The organism is Streptomyces marokkonensis, from assembly GCF_039539045.1.
Lineage (GTDB): Bacteria > Actinomycetota > Actinomycetes > Streptomycetales > Streptomycetaceae > Streptomyces > Streptomyces marokkonensis.
The window spans coordinates 1-19496 of record NZ_BAABCQ010000022.1; the positions used below are offsets into that span (position 1 = coordinate 1).

General features: G+C 72.3%; 19 protein-coding genes. 8 read left to right on the forward strand and 11 right to left on the reverse strand.

Features of this window, described 5'->3' with window-relative positions; translation table 11 throughout:
- The first annotated feature begins 234 nt into the window (after window positions 1-234).
- Together ABEA26_RS08035 and ABEA26_RS08040 are read left to right on the forward strand one after the other, a co-directional pair.
- Window positions 235-1572 (forward strand): hemolysin family protein, encoded by a 1338-nt coding sequence (locus ABEA26_RS08035; protein WP_345590517.1) that lies wholly within the window; start codon window positions 235-237, stop codon window positions 1570-1572.
- Complete coding sequence (locus ABEA26_RS08040; RefSeq protein ID WP_345590518.1) at window positions 1569-2588, forward strand: hemolysin family protein; 1020 nt, start codon at window positions 1569-1571, stop codon at window positions 2586-2588. Before ABEA26_RS08035 ends, ABEA26_RS08040 begins: the two co-directional genes overlap by 4 nt.
- Before the next feature lie 209 nt (window positions 2589-2797).
- On the opposite strand, the gene ABEA26_RS08045 is transcribed toward ABEA26_RS08040, so the two are convergent.
- Window positions 2798-3952: a WD40/YVTN/BNR-like repeat-containing protein gene (locus ABEA26_RS08045; RefSeq protein WP_345590519.1), complete on the reverse strand. Its 1155-nt coding sequence runs from the start codon at window positions 3950-3952 to the stop codon at window positions 2798-2800.
- A 436-nt stretch (window positions 3953-4388) separates the two neighbouring features.
- Window positions 4389-5468 carry an NADH:flavin oxidoreductase/NADH oxidase gene (locus tag ABEA26_RS08055; protein WP_345590521.1) on the reverse strand — a complete coding sequence of 360 codons (1080 nt, stop codon included), beginning with the start codon at window positions 5466-5468 and terminating at the stop codon, window positions 4389-4391.
- A gap of 181 nt (window positions 5469-5649) precedes the next feature.
- Here ABEA26_RS08055 and ABEA26_RS08060 point away from each other — a divergent pair, with 181 nt between their 5' ends.
- Entirely contained in the window at window positions 5650-6012 is a 363-nt protein-coding gene (locus ABEA26_RS08060; RefSeq protein ID WP_345590522.1) for a helix-turn-helix domain-containing protein, read from the forward strand.
- A 34-nt stretch (window positions 6013-6046) separates the two neighbouring features.
- Here ABEA26_RS08060 and ABEA26_RS08065 read toward each other — a convergent pair whose 3' ends face one another.
- Complete coding sequence (locus ABEA26_RS08065) at window positions 6047-7393, reverse strand: FAD-dependent oxidoreductase (RefSeq protein WP_345590524.1); 1347 nt, start codon at window positions 7391-7393, stop codon at window positions 6047-6049.
- Between the two features lie 318 nt (window positions 7394-7711).
- On the opposite strand from ABEA26_RS08065, the gene ABEA26_RS08070 reads away from it, so the two are divergent.
- Complete coding sequence (locus ABEA26_RS08070) at window positions 7712-8167, forward strand: DUF6214 family protein (protein WP_345590526.1); 456 nt, start codon at window positions 7712-7714, stop codon at window positions 8165-8167.
- An 18-nt stretch (window positions 8168-8185) separates the two neighbouring features.
- Here the strand turns inward: ABEA26_RS08070 and ABEA26_RS08075 are convergent, their stop codons facing one another.
- The gene (locus ABEA26_RS08075) at window positions 8186-8842 is read right to left on the reverse strand and encodes a DUF305 domain-containing protein (RefSeq protein ID WP_345590528.1); all 657 of its coding nucleotides are present in this window, start codon (window positions 8840-8842) and stop codon (window positions 8186-8188) included.
- A 209-nt stretch (window positions 8843-9051) separates the two neighbouring features.
- Here ABEA26_RS08075 and ABEA26_RS08080 point away from each other — a divergent pair, with 209 nt between their 5' ends.
- Complete coding sequence (locus ABEA26_RS08080) at window positions 9052-10554, forward strand: LVIVD repeat-containing protein (RefSeq protein ID WP_345590530.1); 1503 nt, start codon at window positions 9052-9054, stop codon at window positions 10552-10554.
- On the opposite strand, the gene ABEA26_RS08085 is transcribed toward ABEA26_RS08080, so the two are convergent.
- From ABEA26_RS08085 to ABEA26_RS08105, 5 genes are all read right to left on the reverse strand, one after another.
- Window positions 10542-11360, reverse strand: a complete 819-nt coding sequence (locus tag ABEA26_RS08085; RefSeq protein WP_345590532.1) for a TetR/AcrR family transcriptional regulator — start codon at window positions 11358-11360, stop codon at window positions 10542-10544. The two genes, ABEA26_RS08080 and ABEA26_RS08085, sit on opposite strands and share 13 nt — an antisense overlap.
- 185 nt (window positions 11361-11545) lie before the next feature.
- The gene (locus tag ABEA26_RS08090) at window positions 11546-12205 is read right to left on the reverse strand and encodes an HAD family hydrolase (protein ID WP_345590611.1); all 660 of its coding nucleotides are present in this window, start codon (window positions 12203-12205) and stop codon (window positions 11546-11548) included.
- A 297-nt stretch (window positions 12206-12502) separates the two neighbouring features.
- Complete coding sequence (locus ABEA26_RS08095; RefSeq protein ID WP_345590534.1) at window positions 12503-13180, reverse strand: phosphatase PAP2 family protein; 678 nt, start codon at window positions 13178-13180, stop codon at window positions 12503-12505.
- Window positions 13181-13256: 76 nt separating this feature from the next.
- Window positions 13257-14192: a M56 family metallopeptidase gene (locus ABEA26_RS08100; protein ID WP_345590536.1), complete on the reverse strand. Its 936-nt coding sequence runs from the start codon at window positions 14190-14192 to the stop codon at window positions 13257-13259.
- 157 nt (window positions 14193-14349) lie between these two features.
- A complete protein-coding gene (locus ABEA26_RS08105) occupies window positions 14350-14952 on the reverse strand; it encodes a DUF5134 domain-containing protein (protein ID WP_345590538.1) in 603 nt (200 codons plus the stop codon).
- Between the two features lie 189 nt (window positions 14953-15141).
- Between ABEA26_RS08105 and ABEA26_RS08110 the strand changes: the two genes are divergently transcribed.
- Window positions 15142-16830, forward strand: a complete 1689-nt coding sequence (locus tag ABEA26_RS08110) for an FUSC family protein (RefSeq protein WP_345590540.1) — start codon at window positions 15142-15144, stop codon at window positions 16828-16830.
- On the forward strand, window positions 16827-17384 hold the full coding sequence (locus ABEA26_RS08115) for a MarR family winged helix-turn-helix transcriptional regulator (RefSeq protein WP_345590542.1): 558 nt from the start codon (window positions 16827-16829) through the stop codon (window positions 17382-17384). The genes ABEA26_RS08110 and ABEA26_RS08115 overlap by 4 nt, the downstream gene beginning before the upstream one ends.
- A gap of 188 nt (window positions 17385-17572) precedes the next feature.
- Here ABEA26_RS08115 and ABEA26_RS08120 read toward each other — a convergent pair whose 3' ends face one another.
- Both ABEA26_RS08120 and ABEA26_RS08125 read right to left on the reverse strand, forming a co-directional pair.
- Window positions 17573-18337, reverse strand: a complete 765-nt coding sequence (locus ABEA26_RS08120; protein ID WP_345590543.1) for a VOC family protein — start codon at window positions 18335-18337, stop codon at window positions 17573-17575.
- 103 nt (window positions 18338-18440) lie between these two features.
- Window positions 18441-18833 carry a VOC family protein gene (locus ABEA26_RS08125; RefSeq protein WP_345590545.1) on the reverse strand — a complete coding sequence of 131 codons (393 nt, stop codon included), beginning with the start codon at window positions 18831-18833 and terminating at the stop codon, window positions 18441-18443.
- Between the two features lie 76 nt (window positions 18834-18909).
- Here ABEA26_RS08125 and ABEA26_RS08130 point away from each other — a divergent pair, with 76 nt between their 5' ends.
- On the forward strand, window positions 18910-19449 hold the full coding sequence (locus ABEA26_RS08130) for a GNAT family N-acetyltransferase (protein ID WP_345590547.1): 540 nt from the start codon (window positions 18910-18912) through the stop codon (window positions 19447-19449).
- Window positions 19450-19496 lie beyond the last annotated feature (47 nt).

The window sequence follows — 19496 nt, forward strand, 5'->3', positions numbered from 1 at the left end:
GTCGGCATGGGCTCCTTCTTCGGCGTCCTGCTGACGGGGATGGGGCGACGTGCCCGTGCCGGTCCGGCGTGGGCGGCGATCGGGAACCTGTTTTCGGCCACAATCGTTTTCGTACCGACACGTCCAGACGAGGAGTCATCGCTTGTCCGCCAGATCGACGGACCCTTCGGGGCGCAGTCCCCGGCCATCCCGCCCGGTACTTCCTGAGCTCGGCTCGCGGCGGGGTGGTGTCGGATGAGTGCCGTGGAAGCCTGGCTGGGTGTACTGGCGGTGTTCGTGCTGACCGCGGGCACTGGCTACTTCGTCGCCCAGGAGTTCGCGTACGTCTCCGCGGACCGGCTCGCCCTCGCGCGTGAGGCCGACGCCGGGGACCGGAAGGCCGCCCGCGCCCTGACGGTGCTGGAGCGGTTGTCGTTCATGCTCTCGGGCGCCCAGCTCGGCATCACCGTGACGGGTCTGGTCGTCGGTTTCATCGCCGAGCCGTCCGTCTCCGCGCTGCTGAGACCGGTCCTGTCCGGAGTCGGCATCCCCGACGGCGCCGTCACCGGCATCTCCGTCGTGCTCGCCTTCGTCCTGGCCACCATCGTGCAGATGGTGCTGGGCGAGCTGGCCCCGAAGAACCTCGCCATCGCCGTCCCGGAACGGTTGGCGAAGTCACTGGCCGGCTCCACGCTGGCCTATCTGAAGGTCGTCGGCCCGGTGGTCCGGATCTTCGATGGCGCGGCGAACAGGCTGCTGCGCAAGGTCGGCATCGAGCCGGTCGAGGAACTGCACCACGGCGCCACCCTGGAGGAGCTGGGCCATCTGATCGGCGAGTCCCATGAGCAGGGACAGCTGCCGCGCGGCACAGCCGAGCTGATCGACCACGCGCTGGAGTTCTCCGACCGGACGCTGCACCAGGTGATGGTGCCGCGCGTCGACGCGGTCTTCGTCCGCAAGGAGGCCACCGCGGCCGAGGCCATCGACCTCATCGGCAAGCACGGCCACTCCAACTACCCCGTGCTCGGCGACCACCCGGACGACGTCGCGGGTGTGCTGGGCGTACGGGAACTGATGGGGCTGCCCGCCGACCGGCTCACCTCCACCGCGGCCGGCGCGTTGGCCCGGGGGCCGCTGCTGCTGCCGGACACTCTGCCGCTGCCGGACGCCGTGGAGCGGATGCGGGAGCGGGACGACGAGTTCGCCGTGGTCCTCGACGAGCACGGCGGCGTTGCGGGCGTCGTCACCTACGAGGACGTCGCCGAGGAGCTCGTGGGTGACATCGCCGACGAGTCCGACACCGTCACCGAGGTCGCGGTCGCGGACGACGACGGCTGGCTGGTGGACGCCGGGCGGCGTCTGGACGAGGTGGCCGAGGTCACCGGCGTCGAGCTGCCCGAGGACGACGACTACGACACCGTGGCGGGCCTGATCGTCGACCGCCTCGGCCGTTTCCCGGCCATCGGCGACCACCTCACGGTGACACTGCCCGACGGCGAGGACGTGGCGATCGACGTACGCACCCTCGACCGGCACGTACCGGAACGAGTCCGGATCGAGCGGCTGCCCGAGAAGACGGAGAAGCAGGCATGAGTTTCCCGATGGCGCTCTTCGTCACCGTCCTGCTGCTCGTAGGCAGTGGATTCTTCGTCGCGGCCGAGTTCGCGTTGGTCGCCGCCAAACGGCACCGCATGGAGAAGGCCGTGGCCGACGGGCAGCGCGGCGCCAAGGCGGCCCTGGCCGGTATGCGCGAGCTCTCGCTGATGCTGGCCGGCGCCCAGCTCGGCATCACCGTGTGCACTCTGGGCCTGGGTTCGGTGTCCAAGCCCGCGATCTCCCACGAACTGGACCCCCTGCTGCACAAGCTGGGTCTGCCCACCGCGCTCAGCTACGGTGTGGCCTTCGCCGTGGCGATGATCGTGGTCGTGTTCCTGCACATGGTGCTCGGCGAGATGGCACCCAAGTCCTGGGCCATCGCCCACCCCGAACGCTCCGCGATGCTCCTCTCCGCGCCCTTCCGGGCGGTCGTGAAGGCCGTACGTCCGCTCATCTGGGTCCTCAACCGGATCAGCAACGCCCTGGTCCGGCTGTGCCGCGTCAGCCCGCGCGACGAACTGGCCTCCGTCCACAACCGGGAGCAGCTCACCCACCTGGTGGAGGAGTCGGAACGCCTCGGCCTGATCAGCGAGACCGACTCCGACCTGCTCACCCGCTCACTGACCGAGCCGGAGACCCCGGTGCGCGACCTGCGGGTCCCGGCGGCCGACATCACCGCGGTCGACGCCGACGCCCACGCGGAACAGATCCTCGCCCTGGCCGCCGGCACCGACCGCACCCGGCTACTGGTCCGCGCGGGCGGGGAGGTGCTCGGCTCGGTGCACGCCCGCGACGTCCTGGTCGCCCGGGCCCAGGGCCGGCCCACCAACGCCCGCGCCCTGGCACGCCCCGTGCCCGAACTGGCCGAGGAGACCACGGTGGCCGAAGCGATCGAGTTGCTGCGCCGACGTCGGGCCTCCCTCGCGGTGGTCCGCGACGGTACCGGCGCTCTCACCGGCATGGTGAGCCTGGACGACCTGCTGGCCCGCTACCTCCAGCCCCAGGGGGCCTGACCGCCCGTCTCGCACCGAGCGCTCCGCCCCGCCCCACTCGGGTCGGACCGGGGCGCACTCGTCCCCGCCCCCATCCCCTCCCCCACCGGGGCCGTCATCGCCTCGCCTCCGGCCAGAGGCCCGCGAGACGGACCGGAGGGGCCGCCGACAGAGCCACCGCGCCTGAACCCCACCCGGAGGAGCGCCGGCCGCCGGGGTGGCCCGACGGTTCATCCGACGGCCGCGGCCCGCACGCACAGCACGTCCGGGAGGTGCGAGGCCAACTGGCGCCAGCTGTCCCCGTCGTCGGCCGACGCGAACACCTCGCCGTTGCGGTTGCCGAAGTACACGCCCGCCTGTTCCGCGTCGTCGGTCCACAGCGCGTCGCGCAGCACCGTGCCGTAGTGGTCCTCCTGGGGAAGCCCCGCCGTGAGCGGTTCCCAGGTCCTGCCCGCGTCCGCCGTGCGGTAGACCCGGCAGCGGCGGCCGGCCGGGACCCGGTCCGAGTCGGCGGTGATCGGGAACACGTACGCCGTGTCGCCGCGGTGCGGATGGGCCGCCACCGCGAAACCGAATGTGGACGGCAGGCCCTCGCCGATGTCCGTCCACCGGGCACCGGCGTCGTCGCTGCGGTACACACCCCAGTGATTCTGCAGATACAGCCGGTCCGGTGTCACCGCGTCGCGTGCGACCTTGTGCACGCACTGGCCGAACTCCGGGTTCGGGTCCGGCAGGAACACCGCGGAGACCCCGGAGTTGGACGGCGCCCAGCTCGCTCCGCCGTCGCCCGTGCGGAACACGCCCGCGGTCGAGACGGCGACCGTCACCGACTTCGGGTCCCGCTCGTCGGTGAGGACGGTGTGCAGCCCCTCGCCCCCGCCGCCCGGCACCCACTGGGACCGCGTGGGGTGCTCCCACAGGGGGCGGACCAGCTCGAAGCTCTCGCCGCGGTCCTCCGAGCGGTACAGCGCGGCCGGTTCCGTGCCCGCGTAGACCACGTCGGGCTCCGCGACGGACGGGTGCAGCTGCCAGACCCGCTCCAGCGAAGCACCCGTCTCCTTGGGGAACCTGACGGCCGGCCGTGCCGGTTCCGTCCAGGTGCGGCCCAGGTCGTCGGAGTGGAACACCGACGGTCCCCAGTGCGCGCTGTCACCGCCGGCCAGCAGCCGCGGGGTCCCGCCGCGCGTGTCGAGGGCGACCGAGTAGACGGCCTGTGCGTTGAAGTAGGGACTCTCGTCGAACTCCCAGGCGCCACCCCGCCGGCGCCCGATGAACAGGCCCTTGCGGGTGCCCACGGCGAGCAGTACCTCGGTCATGCCGATCACCTCCGCGGCGTCGTCGTCGACGCCTTTGTCCCGGACACGGGCCAGTCTGCACCCCGGCACTGACAGTCACCTCCGGAAAGGCTGTCGCCGCAGGTCGGGACGATGGTCTCGGGTCCGGCGAGAGGACGCGCGCGCCGTTCAGGTCTCGCCGGACAGCGCCCGCGGACGACGTGCGCCATCTGCTCGCAGACCCGGTCCTGTCCTCGGAACTCCTCCCGGCCCACTGCCCGGGCACGGCCCTGCGTGAGCCCTGTACGGACTACCCGCGGGAGCGGGGGCCGGTCAGGTCCGGGCGAGGGACACCCGGACCTGAGGCGACGGGATCAAGCCACCGTCACGCGTCACTCATAGGCGGTGTCGGACGTCGCGTACGTGCGATGCGTGCCGTCGGGCCCGAGTCGTTCGAGTCCGGCTCGTCCGGGCGGCGTGCGTCCGGGCGGGCCGGACTCGGCGGTCGCGCGCGGGCGCGTGCCGCAGCGCGCGACGACGCTTCGCCTCACATGCCCCAGCCGTACTGGTCCGGCATCCGGACGTCCTCGCCCAGCTCCCGCGCCGCGTGCTGGGCCCAGGACGGGTTGCGCAGCAGCTCGCGGCCCAGCAGCACCGCGTCGGCCTCGCCGTTGGCCAGGATCTTCTCGGCCTGCCCGGACTCGGTGATCAGGCCGACGGCGGCGACCGGAAGGGTGGTCTCGGCCTTCAGGCGCGCGGCGAACGGGACCTGGTAGCCGGGTCCGGTCGGGATCCGGACGCGCGGGACGTTGCCGCCGGTGGAGACGTCGAGGAGGTCGATGCCGTGGGCCTGGAGGTCGCGGGCGAAGCGGACGCTGTCGTCGGCCGTCCAGCCGCCCTCCTCCAGCCAGTCGGTCGCGGAGACGCGGAAGAACAGCGGCTTGTCGTCGGGCCACACCTCCCGTACGGCGTCGACGACCTCCAGGGCGAACCGGGTGCGGTTCTCGTACGAGCCGCCGTAGGCGTCGGTGCGGTGGTTGGAGTGCGGGGAGAGGAACTCGTGGATCAGGTAGCCGTGGGCACCGTGGACCTCGACGATCTCGAAACCGGCGGCGAGGGCCCGGCGCGCGGCGTCCGTGAACTGGCCGACCACGTCCTGGATCTGTGCGACCGACAGTTCGGTCGGCACCGGGTGCCGCTCGTCGAACGCCAGGCCGCTCGGGGCCAGCGGCTGCCAGCCGTACGCGTCGGGGCCCACGGGCGCCCCGCCCTTCCAGGGCTGCGCGGTCGAGGCCTTGCGGCCGGCGTGGGCCAGCTGGATCGCCGGGACCGTGCCCTGGGAGCGCAGGAAGTCCGTGATCCGGCGGAACGCCACGACCTGGGTGTCGTTCCACAGGCCGAGGTCCTGCGGGGAGATGCGGCCCTCCGGCGACACGCCGGTGGCCTCGACGACGATCAGCCCGGTGCCGCCCATCGCGCGTGCGCCGTAGTGCGCGAAGTGCCAGTCGCCGGGGACGCCTGCCGACGGGCCCTGCGGTGCGGCGGAGTACTGGCACATCGGCGGCATCCAGACCCGGTTCGGGATCGTGGTGTCACGCAGCTGTAGGGGCTGGAAGAGGGCGGTCATCAGAGCTGCTCCCTTGGTCGCGGCAGGACGGAACGGCTCGTACGATAACTCTCGTAGTACGGAGGCTGTCAAACTACGACGCCCTTCGTACAATGTTCTCGTACACTGAAGACCGATGAACGCCCAGACAAGGCCCTCCTGCTCCTGAACGGTGGGCCTTCCCGGACGAACTGGAGCCGCCGTGACCCCCGCTGCCACTGCCGCCGGCACCCGCGACCTGCCGCACCCGGCGCGCGAGGAGATTCGGCTGGAAGGGGTGCTGCACGCGCTCTCGGACCCGGTGCGGCTGCGGATCGTGCGGGATCTCGCCGTCGACAGTGACGAGCTCTTTTCCTGCTCGTACTTCGACCTGCCGGTCACCAAGTCCACCACTACGCATCACTTCCGGGTACTGCGCGAGAGCGGGGTGATCCGGCAGACCTATCGGGGCACGGCCAAGATGAACGGTCTGCGCAGGGGTGACCTGGACGCTCTCTTCCCCGGCCTGCTCGACGCCCTTCTGGCCGCCGCCGCCCGCCAGGTCTCCCGCCTCGGCACCGGCTGACGGCGGGCTGGGCCAGGCGTACCGGCCGGCGTACTCAGGCCGTCGCCGTCCGTGCCGCCGCCAGCAGTGCCTCCCAGTCGGGCAGCTTCACCACGCGCCGTCCCAGTGCGGCGCCGAGGCCCGCCTCGGCCCGCTCGATGGCCTGCCAGCCGGCCCACTCGACCGGCTCGACGCCTTCGGTGCGCAGGAGGCGGAGGGGGTCGGCGGGGAGGTCCCGGCGTACGAGCGAGGCGGCGTCCGCCAGCAGGGACGTCACCGTCTCCTTCGCGCACGGGCGGTTGGTGCCGATGACGCCGGTGGGCCCCCGCTTGATCCAGCCGGACACGTACTCGCCGGGGGCCACGGCGTCCGCGCGCAGGACGCGCCCCGCCCGATGCGGCACCGTCCCGCTCGCCGCGTCGAACGGCAGTCCCTCCAGCGGCACCCCGCGGTAGCCCACCGACCGCAGCACCAGTCGGGCCTCGATCTCCGTGTACCGTCCGGTGCCCGTCACGCCGCCGCACCCGTCCGGCACCGTCCGTTCGAAGCGCACGGTGCCCACGCGGCCGTCGTCGTCCGCCGTCAGCTCCACCGGGCGCAGGAAGAAGCGCGGCCGGATCCGGCGGGCGGTTTCCGGCGCGGTCCGCTCGGCCCAGCCGCGCAGCACCTCCACGTTGCGGCGCTGCGTACCGGGCAGCCCGGAGGGGTCCCCGTACGCCGGGTCCAGTGCCAGCTCCGCAGGGTCCACCAGGACCGCCGTGTCCGGCAGAGCGCCCAGCTCGCGCAGCTCCTTGGTGGTGAAGCGGGCCTGCGAGGGGCCCCGCCTGCCGACCATGTGCACGTCGGCCACCCGGCCGGCGGCGAGCGTGTCGAGCGCCGCCTGCGGCATGTCGGTGCCGCTCAGCTCGGCCACCCCGCGGACCAGTATCCGCGCCACGTCCACGGCGACGTTGCCCACCCCGATCACGACCGCCGACCGCGCCCCGCGCAGGAAGCCGTCGTCCACGGCGTCCGGATGGGCGCTGTACCAGGACACGAACTCGGTGGCAGACCAGCTCCCCGGCAGATCCTCGCCGGGGATGCCCAGCCGCCGGTCGGTGGCGGCGCCCACGCAGTAGACCACCGCGTGGTACAGCTCCCGCAGCCGGGCGGTGGGCACACCCCCGGGGCCGACCGGGACGCCGCCCAGGAACCGAACCCGCTCGTCCTCCAGGATCGTGCGCAGGGTGTTCTGGAGCGACTTGATCTTCTCGTGGTCCGGCGCCACGCCGTATCTCACCAGTCCGTACGGGCAGGGCAGACGGTCCAGGACGTCCACGAGCACGTCACGGTCGAGCTGGACGAGGCTCTGGGCGGTGTAGCACCCACTCGGTCCCGAGCCGACGACGGCGACACGCAGCACGGCGGAACTCCTTGTCCGGGAGCCGGAGGGTCCGAGAGCCGGAGGGCGCGGGAGCCGGGACGGCGCGGGAGCCGGGACGACACGAGGGCCGGAGGGCGCGGGAGTCGGACGGTCCGGAAAGTCGGAGGGGTACTGATGTCTCCAGCATCCCACCGCTTCGGCTCCGCTGACAGGGTGCTGCGCCCGGTGAACGGTGTGTGTTTACGCGTGTGCTGTTCTTATGGAATGTGATCATGAGGTTACGTACGGTGTGTGCTCGAAGCGTCCTTCGTTGATCGTTCTCTTCAGCTTTCCGACCGCTGTCCGGACGACGGTGAGATGTCCGTGCGGCACACTTGGGTGGTGAGCGAGGGCGGCACCACCGCCTCGTGGTTCGACGTGCGGCTGACGTTCGCCGACGGCGCCCGGGTGGACGCGCTCGCCGTGCTGTCCGGCCAGGAGGTGCGGGTCGAGGACGTACGCGCCGAGCCGCCGCTGTCCCTCGACGACCTGGCCGTGCTCGCCGAGTGGCTGGAGAATCCACTCTTCGAGGCCTGCGTGCCGGCCTCCGCCCGTGCCGTCCCGGCCGCCACGCGGCGTGCGCGCCCCGCGTGGCCGGGCGGCAGGGAAGGGCGTCGGCTCGTCGCGCGGGAGTACCGGGCGGCCCGGGACGAGGGCGGCGACCCGGTCCTCGCGGTGATGTGCGCGACCGGGCACAGCCGGCGGAAGTCGCTCAGGCTGATCGGCCAGGCGCGCGACGAGGGCTTTCTGGCTCCGCGTCGCGCACGGCGCTGACGCGCTTCGGGCGGGCCGTCACAGCATTTCGCGCATCCGGGAGATCTCGCTCGTCTGCTGGGCGACCACGTCGTCGGCCATCTCCTCGACCTGCACGTTGTTGCCCTGCGACTTCACCTCCGTGGCCATGGTGATCGCGCCTTCGTGGTGAGTGATCATCAGCGTGAGGAAGAGCTGGTCGAAGGCCTTGCCCCGCGCCGTGCGCAACTCCTCCAACTGGGCCTCGGTCGCCATCCCCGGCATGGCGGCGTGATCGTGGCCGCCGCCCGCCTCCTTCTCGCCGTGGTTCCTCAGCCAGCCTTGCATCGCCGTGATCTCCGGTCCCTGTGCGACGGAGATCCGTTCGGCGAGCGCTTTTACCTGGCCGGACTCGGCGTGCTCCGGGACGAGTCCGGTCATCTCCAGCGCCTGTGCGTGGTGCTGGATCATCATCCGCGCGTAGGAGACGTCCGCCGAATTGGGGGAGTCGTCGTCCGCACGCTGTTCCTCGGCGTCCTTGGCGGAAAGTGTCCGGTTGCCCTCGCCCGGTTTGCCCGGAGCGATCACCGAGGGTCCGGCCGCGGCCGCCGCCCCGGTGTCCGAGCCGGAGTCGCAGGCCCCGAGCGCGAGCACGGCCAGCGCGGTCAGTGAGGCCACGACGAGCGAGGCACGGGACGGCGCAGGGCGAAGGGACACAACGACCTCCTGTGGCTGGGGGCGCCCCCGATGGGGGAGGGATGGCGAACGCCTTGTGGGTGCGGTGACCGTCCTGACACGCTTCCGCGCGTCAGTGATCAGAAAACTTCATTGTGTGTTTGCTGCCCCCTGTTGATATGTGCATGCTCAATACGATACTGCGGAGGTGCGTGAACCGTTCCGACAGGAACGGACGTAGGGAGGAAACAGTGACCCTGTTCAACGACCCGCGAACGCGGCGCAGACGGCTGGGAGTCGCGGCCGTCGCCGCCGGACTCCTGTCCGCACTTCTCACCGCCGGCCCGGCCATGGCGATCCCCGACCCCGGGGACGGTCCGGCCACGTCGAAGGAGGTGTCCAAGAGCGCCCGCGCCGAGGTGCGCGACGCCATCGAGAGCGGCGAGATACCCGGCCCGGACGAGATAGTCCACTCGGACAACATCGAGCACCTGGCCAACATCCCCAAGGACGCGCTCTCCGGCACCAATTCCGACCTGGCCTTCCAGGGCCGGTACGCCTTCGCCGGCAACTACGACGGCTTCCGCATCTTCGACATCAAGAACCCGAAGAAGCCGAGGACCGTCGCCCAGGTGCTGTGTCCCGGCTCGCAGAACGACATCTCCGTCTCCGGTGACCTGCTGTTCCTGTCGACCGACTCCTCGCGCAGCGACGACAGTTGTGACAGCACCACGCAGCCGGCGACCGAGAAGTCCTCCTGGGAGGGCATGAAGGTCTTCGACATCAGCGACAAGCGGAACCCGAAGTACGTCGCCGCCGTCGAGACCGCCTGCGGCTCGCACACCCACACGCTGGTGCCCGAGCGCAGGAACGTCTACGTCTACGTCTCCTCGTACTCGCCGAACGCCGCCTACCCCGACTGCCGGCCACCGCACGACGGCATCTCCGTCATCAAGGTGCCGCGCAAGGCCCCCGAGCGGGCGGCTGTCGTGGACTTCCCGGTGCTGTTCCCCGGCGAGGGCCCCGACGGCGGCGGCAACCCGGGCGGGCCCACCAACCCGGGTGTCTCCAAGACCACCGGCTGCCACGACATCACCGTCCTGCCCTCGAAGGACCTGGCGGCGGGCGCCTGCATGGGCGACGGCATCCTGTTCTCCATCAAGGACCCCGAGCGGCCGAAGGTCGTCGACCGGGTCCAGGACAACGTCAACTTCGCCTTCTGGCACTCGGCGACCTTCAACCAACGGGCGAACAAGGTCGTCTTCACCGACGAGTTGGGTGGCGGGGGCGCCGCGACCTGCAACGCGGAGATCGGCCCGAACCGCGGCGCCGACGGCATCTACGACATCGTGGGCAGGGGCGACCACCGCGAACTGGTCTTCCGCAGCTACTTCAAGATCCCCCGCCACCAGGCGGACACCGAGAACTGCGTGGCCCACAACGGTTCGCTGATCCCGGTCAAGGGCCGGGACATCATGGTCCAGGCCTGGTACCAGGGCGGTGTGTCCGTCTGGGAGTTCACCGACTCCGAGCGTCCGAAGGAGATCGCCTACTTCGAGCGGGGCCCGCTGGCCATGGACGGCGTCACCACCGGCGGTTCCTGGTCGGCCTACTACTACAACGGCTACATCTACTCGAACGACATCGCCAAGGGCTTCGACGTCCTCAAGCTCAGCGACCGGCGCACCGACCCGGCCAAGCGGGTCCACCTGCGGGAGCTCAACACGCAGACGCAGCCGGACTACTTCGACTGAGCCGCCCGGTCGGTCCCCAAGGTTCCGGCCGCCCGGGCGGCCGGATCGGTGTGACCGATTCGGCCGGCCTGATCGGCCTGATCGGTCGGGCCGGTCGGGCCGGTCGGTCGGTCAGGCCCGGTCGGGTCAGTCCTGACCGGCAGGCCCCGCACGCCGGTCGCAAAGAACCGCGACAGGTCCGTGTCGTGTCCCGTCCCGTCGGGCGCCTCGGAGTCCGGCGGGACTCCCAGCTCCCACTCCAGCCGGTAGCGCTTGAACAACTCGGCGCGCAGCACCGGCACGGGCATCGGCACCCCTGGCACCAGGGCGGCGAACACGGCGCCCATCAGCAGCGCGCGCAGCATCGGGTAGTCGCGGTCGACGTCCCATGAGCCGTGCCGGGCCACGGTGTCCCGCAGCAACTCCGCCAGCCGCCGCTGCTCCGGGCACGGCACGAAACCCACCTCGGCCTGAAGCAGGCCCGCCATGTGCTGGCGCATGAGCACCGGCCGATCGCGGGCCAGCCCCAGAATCGCGTCGATGGCCCGCGCCATCCGCTCCGGCCCCTCGGCGGTGCGCGGGGCGCGCTCCAGCGCCTCCTCCAGCGTGCGGTGCATCAGCCGGTGCACGGCGGACTGCACCAGTTGTCGCTTGCCGGGGAAGTAGTACGAGACCAGACCGCGCGCCGAGCCCGCCCGGTCGGCGATGTCGCCCAGCGTGGTCGCCTCGTACCCGTGCTCGCCGACGAGTTCCACCGTGGCCTGCAGGAGCCGCTCCTTCGAACGCCGCCGCAACTCTTCATTGACCGAGGCGCTACGCGGGGACATCCTGTACTCCTGCGTTGACTGGCTGGCAGCCACCTATAATCGACGCAGGCGGCCGGGCCTTCGACGGACCCGGTCCGACTGCCGTCTGCCTCGGACGACACGGGGGATCGTCCGAGGCGGACGGACGCCCAAGTGGTTGCCTCGGGAAACGTCAGGTGGTCGCCCCAGCTCCTTCCCCGCGCCCTTCAGTGGCAGTTGAGCGCGATGTGGGCCTCCGGTCGGCGCACCAGGTCCAGCACCGGCCGCAGCCCGGCCGGACGTTCGGTCACCGGCAGGTGGTCCACGAAGTGCACCCCGCATCCGAGGGCCGCCGCACCGCCGTCCGCCCGCCGGTCGTCCCCGACCATCAGCGTCTGCCCCGGCTCGGTGTCGAGAGCCGCGCAGGCGATCTCGAACAGTCGCGGGTCGGGTTTGCGGATGCCGTGCTCGTACGACAGGACGTACGTGTCCACGTACCGGTCGAGGCCGTGCGCGCGGAAGGCCGGACGCAGGTCCCAGCCGATGTTGCCGACGACGCCCACGGCGACTCCGTGCCCGCGCAGGGTGCTCAGCACCTCGGCGGCATCGGGGTACGGGTTCCACGCGCCCGGCGTCATGTGCCGGTCGTACAGCGCGTCGTGAAGGCCAGGGTCCGGCAGCGGCACCTGCCGGGAGAGGCCGGTGTACGCGGCCCGGTGCGACGCGGAGCTCTGGTCCCGGACCTCCCACACTTCGGCGAGTTCCTCCGGCACCCGCAGCGGGTTCGCGCCGCCGGGCAGCGCCCCCGCGGCCTGAAGCGCCCGGGCCGTCTCGGCCGACCCGGTGCCGGACAGTGTCAGACCGGCGTCCGCGAGCGCTGCGCGCAGCCAGGCTTCGGTGGACTAGACACGGAAGAGGGTCCCGGAAAAGTCGAACAGCACGGCAGCCATGGGGCGGATCCTATGAGGCGTAGTTCCCCTCCGGGGAGAGGGACCCGGCCGCGGCAGGCCGTCGACGTACGTGAACGGTTCAGACGGCTCTGTCCCCTCCTCGACCGGCCACCCACGCGTCGAGACCGGCGCGCGAAGCGGATCGCGCGGCCGTCGGCGCCGGGCCGGACGGCAGTCCGCGGTTCGGGCGGCCGGCATGCCGGTAGGCGTACCGGTGGCCGCCCGCCGGGGTGGTCACGGGTGCCGGTACCGGTGCCGGTGGACCAGTACCGCCAGGGCCACGACCAGGGCGCCCAGGAGCCAGCCGCCGCCGACGTCCGTGGCCCAGTGGACGCCGAGCCACACCCGCGTCACGCCGACGCCGGCCACGGAGACGACCGCCACGGCCAGGGCGGTCAGGCGCAGGGCGCGGGCGGCGCCGTAGTAATGGACGAGCCAGACCAGGAGGCCGCACACGAACGTGGCGGTCATGGCGTGGCCCGAGGGGAAGGCCGCGTAGTGCGCGGAGTCCACGGGGTCGGGCCAGACCGGGCGGGCGCGGTTCACCGCCGCCTTCAGCGCCTGCTGCGCCAGACTGCCCAGCAGACAGGTCATCCCCAGCCACACGGCCGTCCACCGGTCCCCGCGCCGAATCCACAGCCACAGCACCACCACCGCGCACAGCAGGCGCATCGTCCACGTGTCCCACACCCAGTCGGTGAGGATCCGCATCGCGTGTGTGATGCCCGGTTCGTCGACCGCCCAGCGGTGCGTCGTGTCGGCGATGTCGTCGTCCAGGCTGATCAACGGGCGCCACTCGAGGGCGACCAGGGTGAGCAACAACGCGGAGCACACGACCAGCACGCAGGTGACGCGGAGGGCTGTGCGGGGCTGCGGTGGGCCGGGTGGTGAGTCGGTGCGCGGCGTCTGCATGCTGCGATACTCGCCGACCCGGGGGGTCCTGGGCCAATTCCCGGGGTCCCCTCCGGGGCGGAAGAGCGGCGAGGGACTATCCCAGCGCCCGCAGCCCCGGCACGAAAGCCACCAGTACCGGCACCACCGGGACCACCGCGGCAGCCGCGGTCAACCGCAGCCTTCGGGTCGCCGTCAGCCGGTTCGGCGGAGTGAGCAACCGGTGCACCCGCTGGGGGACGTGCGCCCGGGTGGTCGGGCACGGGCCGAACACGCCCCGGTCCTCGTTGAGTGCGACCAGCGCGAGGGCGGTCGTCAGCCGGCCGAAGCTGCGGGAGGCCACATCGTCGGCGGCGAGTTCGACCAGGCGGTGCATCTCGTCGCGGAACACGGCGAAGACCGGAACCTGCGGAAATCCGTCCGCCAGCGCGGCCGAGCAGTGCAGCAGCCAGTCGTGCCGCGCCCGCGCGTGCCCCTTCTCGTGGGCGAGGACCGCGTCGAGCCGGCGCCCTTTGAGGCGGCGCAACGCGGCTGTGGTGACGACCAGTTGCGGGGGAGTACCGGGCAGCCACCAGGCCTCGGGCCGTTCACCCTCCAGGACGACGAGCGGCGCCGATCCGGGTGCCTCGCCGGGCAACGCCGGTGCGCGTAGCAAGAGTTCGGACCGGCTTCGGCGGCGCCGGGTGCGGGCCCGCACGATCTCCCGGGCGAGCATCGCGACGCTCCACAACCCGCCGCAGGCCAGCGTGACGGCGGTCGTGTCCGCCCAGAGGCCGGACGTGCCGAGCGCGTAGGCCTCGACCACCGGGCCGGGCGCCGTCGCGAAGACGGGCCCGCCCACCGCGTGCCATGCCGCCGCCGCGCTGAACGTCATCGACAGCGCGCAGCACACGAGCACGGCCGCCACCGCGCACTGCCACACCCACAGGGCGACCACCGGTTCCCGGTCCGGCCAGTCGGCCCGGGCGAGCAGCCTGGGGGCGAGCACGGCGGTGAGGGCGCCGAGCAGCAGCAGTGCCGCGGGGAGAGTCATGGGGGCAGCCTATGAGTGTCGCGCTCCGGACAGTACGGCCCGCCGCGCAAAGTGACGCAGGCAACGGTTGCGGACGGGGAGCGTCGCGTGTGTGGTGAGGTCCGGCGCGGTTGCCGCGTATCGGGTGTCCCGCATTTCGCGCGGCGGTTGCCGGATGTCACATGGTCAGGAGCATGGCCAGCATCGCGATCCCCATGGAGAGCCGGCAGGCCCGCGCCAGCTCCGGCCGGTCGCCCCACCCGGCCACAGGTCCGCCTCGGACCACGGGTCCGCCTCGGACCGCCGGACCACCGCCGGTCGCCGGAGCGCCTCCGGCCACGGCGGGCACGGGTATCAGGCGTACGCCGGTCAGCAGCACGTATCCGGTGAAGTAGAGCAGCAGAGTCCCGGTCAGCACGGGGACCCCGGAGGTGCCGTGCCCGTGTCCGTGGGCGGGTGAGCCGGCCATCGCCACGGCCATGTAGACCATGGCCCCGGCCCCGACGAGATGGTGCAGATGGTGACGCCCGGACCGGGCTGCCCACAGGGCGCGCAGCCCGGCGGCGCCGAACACCACCGCGTAGAGGGGCCAGGCCCATCCGGGCGGGGTGAACACCGCCGCCGGCACGGCCATGGCGGCCATGCCGAACCCCATGAGGGCCTCGCCGCCCGCGGCACGGCGCTGCTCCTCGACGCTGCTGCCCATCCGCAGCAGACAGTAGGCGCCGGTCGCCGCGCAGAGCGCGACCAGCAGCCAGCCGGACGACGCCGGTCCGTGCACAGGTGCCTCCCCGCTCGACGCTTCACGGTCGGTCAAGGACTGCCCGGGCCGTGCGGCGCGCACGCGAGCGCAAGGGTGTACACGGGGGGTATTCGGGGGAGCACGGCGCATCGTGGCCGGTGGGTGGCAGGAGAGGCGCCACATCCAAAGAGACTCTTTACCAGTAAAACACCTGTTAAGGTTGTGCCCATGAGCAGTGCGACCCCCACCTCCGGCATCTCACTCGGCCGACGCCTGTCCCTGACAGGCGTGCTGCGCCTGCGCCGGCCCTCCGAGATCTGGTTCAAGCCCGCCCTGAGCTCGGTCGCCGCCGTCGCCCCGCCCAACCTGATTTTGCTGTCGCTCGGCCGGCTCGACCTGGCGATGTACACGATGGCCGGATCCCTGTGCGCGCTCTACGCGCACAACCGTCCCTACGCCGCCCGGGCCCGCACCCTGGCCTGGGTGGTGCTCGGGATGCTCGGCGGCGTCGCCGTCGCCATGGTCACCGCGTCGCTCACGCAGAACGCCGTCGTCCTCGTCACGGTCGGCGCCCTGCTGGCCGCCGTACAGAAGGCCCTGTGCGACGCCACCCGCGTCGGCCCGCCGGGCAACGTGGTCCTGACCTTCATCAGCTCCGCCGCCCTCTTCGTCCCGCAGACCCTCGGCCAGGTCCCCGGACACCTGGCACTGGCGGCCGCCGCGGGTGCCTGGGCCTGGCTCGTCGGCATGGTGCCCGCCCTGGTCCGTCCGCACGGTCCGGAACGCCGCGCCACCGCCCAGGCCCTGAACGCGGCCGCCGCGTACGCCGACACCCGCGGCACCGGCGACGGCCACACCCAGGCCCGCGCCGCCGGGTACGCCGCCGTGCAGGCCGCCTGGCAGACGCTGCTGTCCCTCCCGGCGACGGGCACCCGTGCCACCACCCGGCACGCTCTGGAGCACCTCGTCGTCCGCGCCGAGGTCGCCCTCGCCGCGCCCGCCGACACCGACCCGGAGCGGCTGCGCGGCTGGGCCCGGACCCTGCGCGGTACCGGCCGGATACCCCGCACCGGCGCCACCCCCAAGGACGCCGAGGAACTCCTCGGCGTGGACACCGAACTCGCCGCCCGCCCCGCACCCCTGTGGCAGCGGCTCGGCCCGCTGACCCCGATCGCCGCCCGCACCGCCCTCGGCTGTGCCCTGGCCGGCTACGCCTCCCTCGCCCTCGGCATCGGCCGCCCCTACTGGGCCCTGGTCACCGCCGCCGCGCTCTACCAGGCCAACATGGCCCTGACCTGGAGTCGTGCCGTCCAGCGTGTGGTCGGCAACATCGCCGGAGTGCTGCTGTTCGCCGCCATCGCCCCGCTCGCCCATCTCGGGCAGGCTCTCCTCGTCCTGCTCTGCCTCGCCCTCAACTTCGGCGCCGAGGCGCTCATCACCCGCAACTACTGGCTCGGCAGCGTCTGTGTGACCCCTATGGCCCTGCTCATCACCGAGTTCGCCGGCTACCAGGCGCCCGGCGAGCTGATCACCGAGCGGGTGGTGGACACCCTGGTCGGCGCCCTGGTCGGCTTCCTGGCAGCCGTCGCCGTCACCAACCGGCGCGCCGGGAACCGCGTCGAACAGGCGGTGACCGCGGCCGACCGCGCCCGCGAACACGCCGCCCGCCTACTCGCGGAGTCCGCCCCCGCGCCCGGCGCCCTGGAGGCGGCCCGCCGGGGACTGGCCGCGGCGCTGACCGACCTGCGGGCCACCGTGGACGCGGCGGCCGGCGAATGGTGGGGGCGTGCCCTTCCCCAGGAGAGGGTCGTGCTCGCCGAGCAGTCCGGACACCGTACGCTCGCCGCAACGGTGCGACGCCAGGCAACGCGTCCGTACCGGGACACGGGAACGAGAACGGAGGACGTACGGCCATGAGCGCAACCGACGGGGGCTCGGCGACCGAGGGTGACGCGAGAGGCGGACCGGGCGGTGACACCGTCGCCGCGGTCGTGCGGCAGTGGCGGGCCGTCCACCCCGACCTGGATACCGGCCCGATGGAGATCATCGGCCGTATCAACCGCTGCTCCGCCCTCCTCCAGCAGGCCGAGGACGCACCGCTGCGCCGGGCCGGCCTCAGCCGCGCCGAGTTCGACCTGCTCGGCGCGCTGCGCCGCACCGGGCACGAGCTGACCCCCGGCGACCTGGCCCGCGAGACCTTCTCCTCCGGCGCCGCCGTCACCAAGCGCCTCAAGCAGCTCACCGAGCGCGGCCTGGTGGAGCGGCGTGGCGACACCCGCGACCGCCGGGTCGCCCACGTCCGCCTCACGGACGCCGGTCGCGACCTCGTCGACGGCATCCTGCCGGAACAGCTCGCCTACGAGTCCGCCGTCCTGTCCGGCGTGGACGGTACCGAGCAGGGGGAGCTGGCCGCGCTCCTCGGGGCACTGCTGGGCCGACTGGAGGGCCGCCTGGAGGCGCTGCGGGTCTGACGTTAGACCGTCCCGACGTCCCGACGTCCCGACGTCAGTTTGGTGCGGTCGGGCCGTCACGATCCGGCGCTCGGAGCACGTTGCGGACCGTGCGGCGGTGGTGAGGGCCAACTCGTTTCACGCGCCGGCCGGTCCTGCCACACGGTGTGTACCGCGCGGCAGCGTGTACCCGCGGGACTTTCCCCGGCTCAGCGCTCGTCGCCGGCCCGGTACACCCCGAACATCGCGCCCTGCGGGTCCCGCAGTACCGCGATACGTGGTCCGTCGGGAGGCGAGGTGGGCTCCATGAGCACGTTGCCGCCGCCGTCGGTCGTGTCGACCGCGGCGGTGTCCACGTCCGTCACCGCGAAGTACGGCAGCCAGTGCGCGGGCACCTCGTGCGGGAACTTGTCGTCCATCGTCACCATGCCGCCGAAGTCCGCCCCGTCGATCCCCCACTGCGGATAGCGGTCCGAGGCGGTGACGGTCCAGCCGAACACCGTGGTGTAGAAGTCGGCGGCCCGGTCGGGCTCCCGGGTCAGCAGTTCCACCCAGCCCAGTGAGCCGGGGGCGTTGAAGAGTCCGGCTCCCGGGAACGAGCGGCCCTGCCACAGCTGGAACACCGCGCCGGTCGGATCGGCGGCCACCACGAACCGGCCCGAGTCGAACACCTCCGTGGGCCCCTGCGGCACCGCCCCGCCGGCCGCCGACACCTGCCGTACGGCGGCGTCCGCGTCACGCACGGCGAACGACAGGTTCCACGCGACCGGCTGGGCCTGTTGGTACAGCGGCGCCAGGGCGGCGACCGCCGCGTCGCCGAGGCGGGCGATCGTGTAGCCGCCCGCCTGCTGCCGGGAGTCCGTCTCGGGGCGCCAGCCGAACAGCTTGGTGTAGAACAGCTTGGCCGCCGCCAGATCGCTGGTCCCCAGCTCTGCCCAGCAGGGCCCGCCGGGCACCGGTTCGTGGAGCTTCATCGCGTGGGGCGTCCTTCCGCAGAGCCGGGGAGCGTCCGTCCCCCTCCAGCACGCTAAGGCCGGGCCCGGACCGCGGCCATCCGGCACGTAGCGCCCCGGTGGCTCAGATGCCCGGCCGGTAGCGCAGCGGATGGTCCGCGGGCACCTCCACCAGCACGATTCTCGTGCCGTCCGGGTCCTCGATCCACATCTCCACCAGACCCCACGGCTCCCGGACCGGAGGCCGGACGATCTCGACGCCCTTCGCACGCAGCTCGTCGTGGGCCGCCGCCGCGTCCTCCACCTGGAGCCACAGCTTCAGCGCGGGGGAGAGAAGCTCCTCGGAGCGGCCGGAGACCTCCAGGAAGCCACCGCCGAGGAAGTAGACGGTCCCCCGCTCGGGACCGGTGCCGAACTCCCGGTGGACGGCGAGGCCGAGCCGCTCGCCGTAGAAGGCGCGGGAACGGTCGGGGTCGGTGGGGCGGAGCAGGATCCGGCTGCTGAGTACATGAACCATGCGCCCCGAGCCTACTGGCAGCGTTACTCTCATCGGTGCCCGCGCCGCGCCCGAGAACGAACCGGAGACGCCTCCCATGGACACCGCCGCCAGCCCGCTGACCTTCCGTGACGCCACCGACGCGGACGTGGACGAGATCGTCGCGCTCATAGAGTCCGCGTACCGAGGGGAATCCAGCCGGGCCGGGTGGACCACCGAGGCGGACATCCTCCAAGGCCGGCGTACGGACCCGCAGGGCGTACTGGAGGTCGTCAAGGCACCGGAAAGCCGCCTGCTGACGGTCGAGCGGGACGGCGGGATCGTGGCCTGCTGCCAGTTGGAGCACCGCGGGGCGCACGCGTACTTCGGGATGTTCGCCGTCAGCCCGGTGCTCCAGGGAGGGGGCCTGGGCAAGGCGATCATCGCGGAGGCCGAGCGGCAGGCCCGCGAGGCGTGGGGCGTGACGGAGATGCACATGACGGTGATCTCCGTACGCGAGGACCTCATCGCCTGGTACGAACGCCGCGGCTACCGCCGTACGGGGGAGATGACCCCCTTCCCGTACGGCGACGAGCGTTTCGGCATCCCGCAGCGGGACGACCTGCGGTTCGAGTTGCTGGTCAAGCCGCTGGTGTGACGTGCCGCCCGACGGTCGCCACGTCATCCTTCGCGTCGTCCTCCATG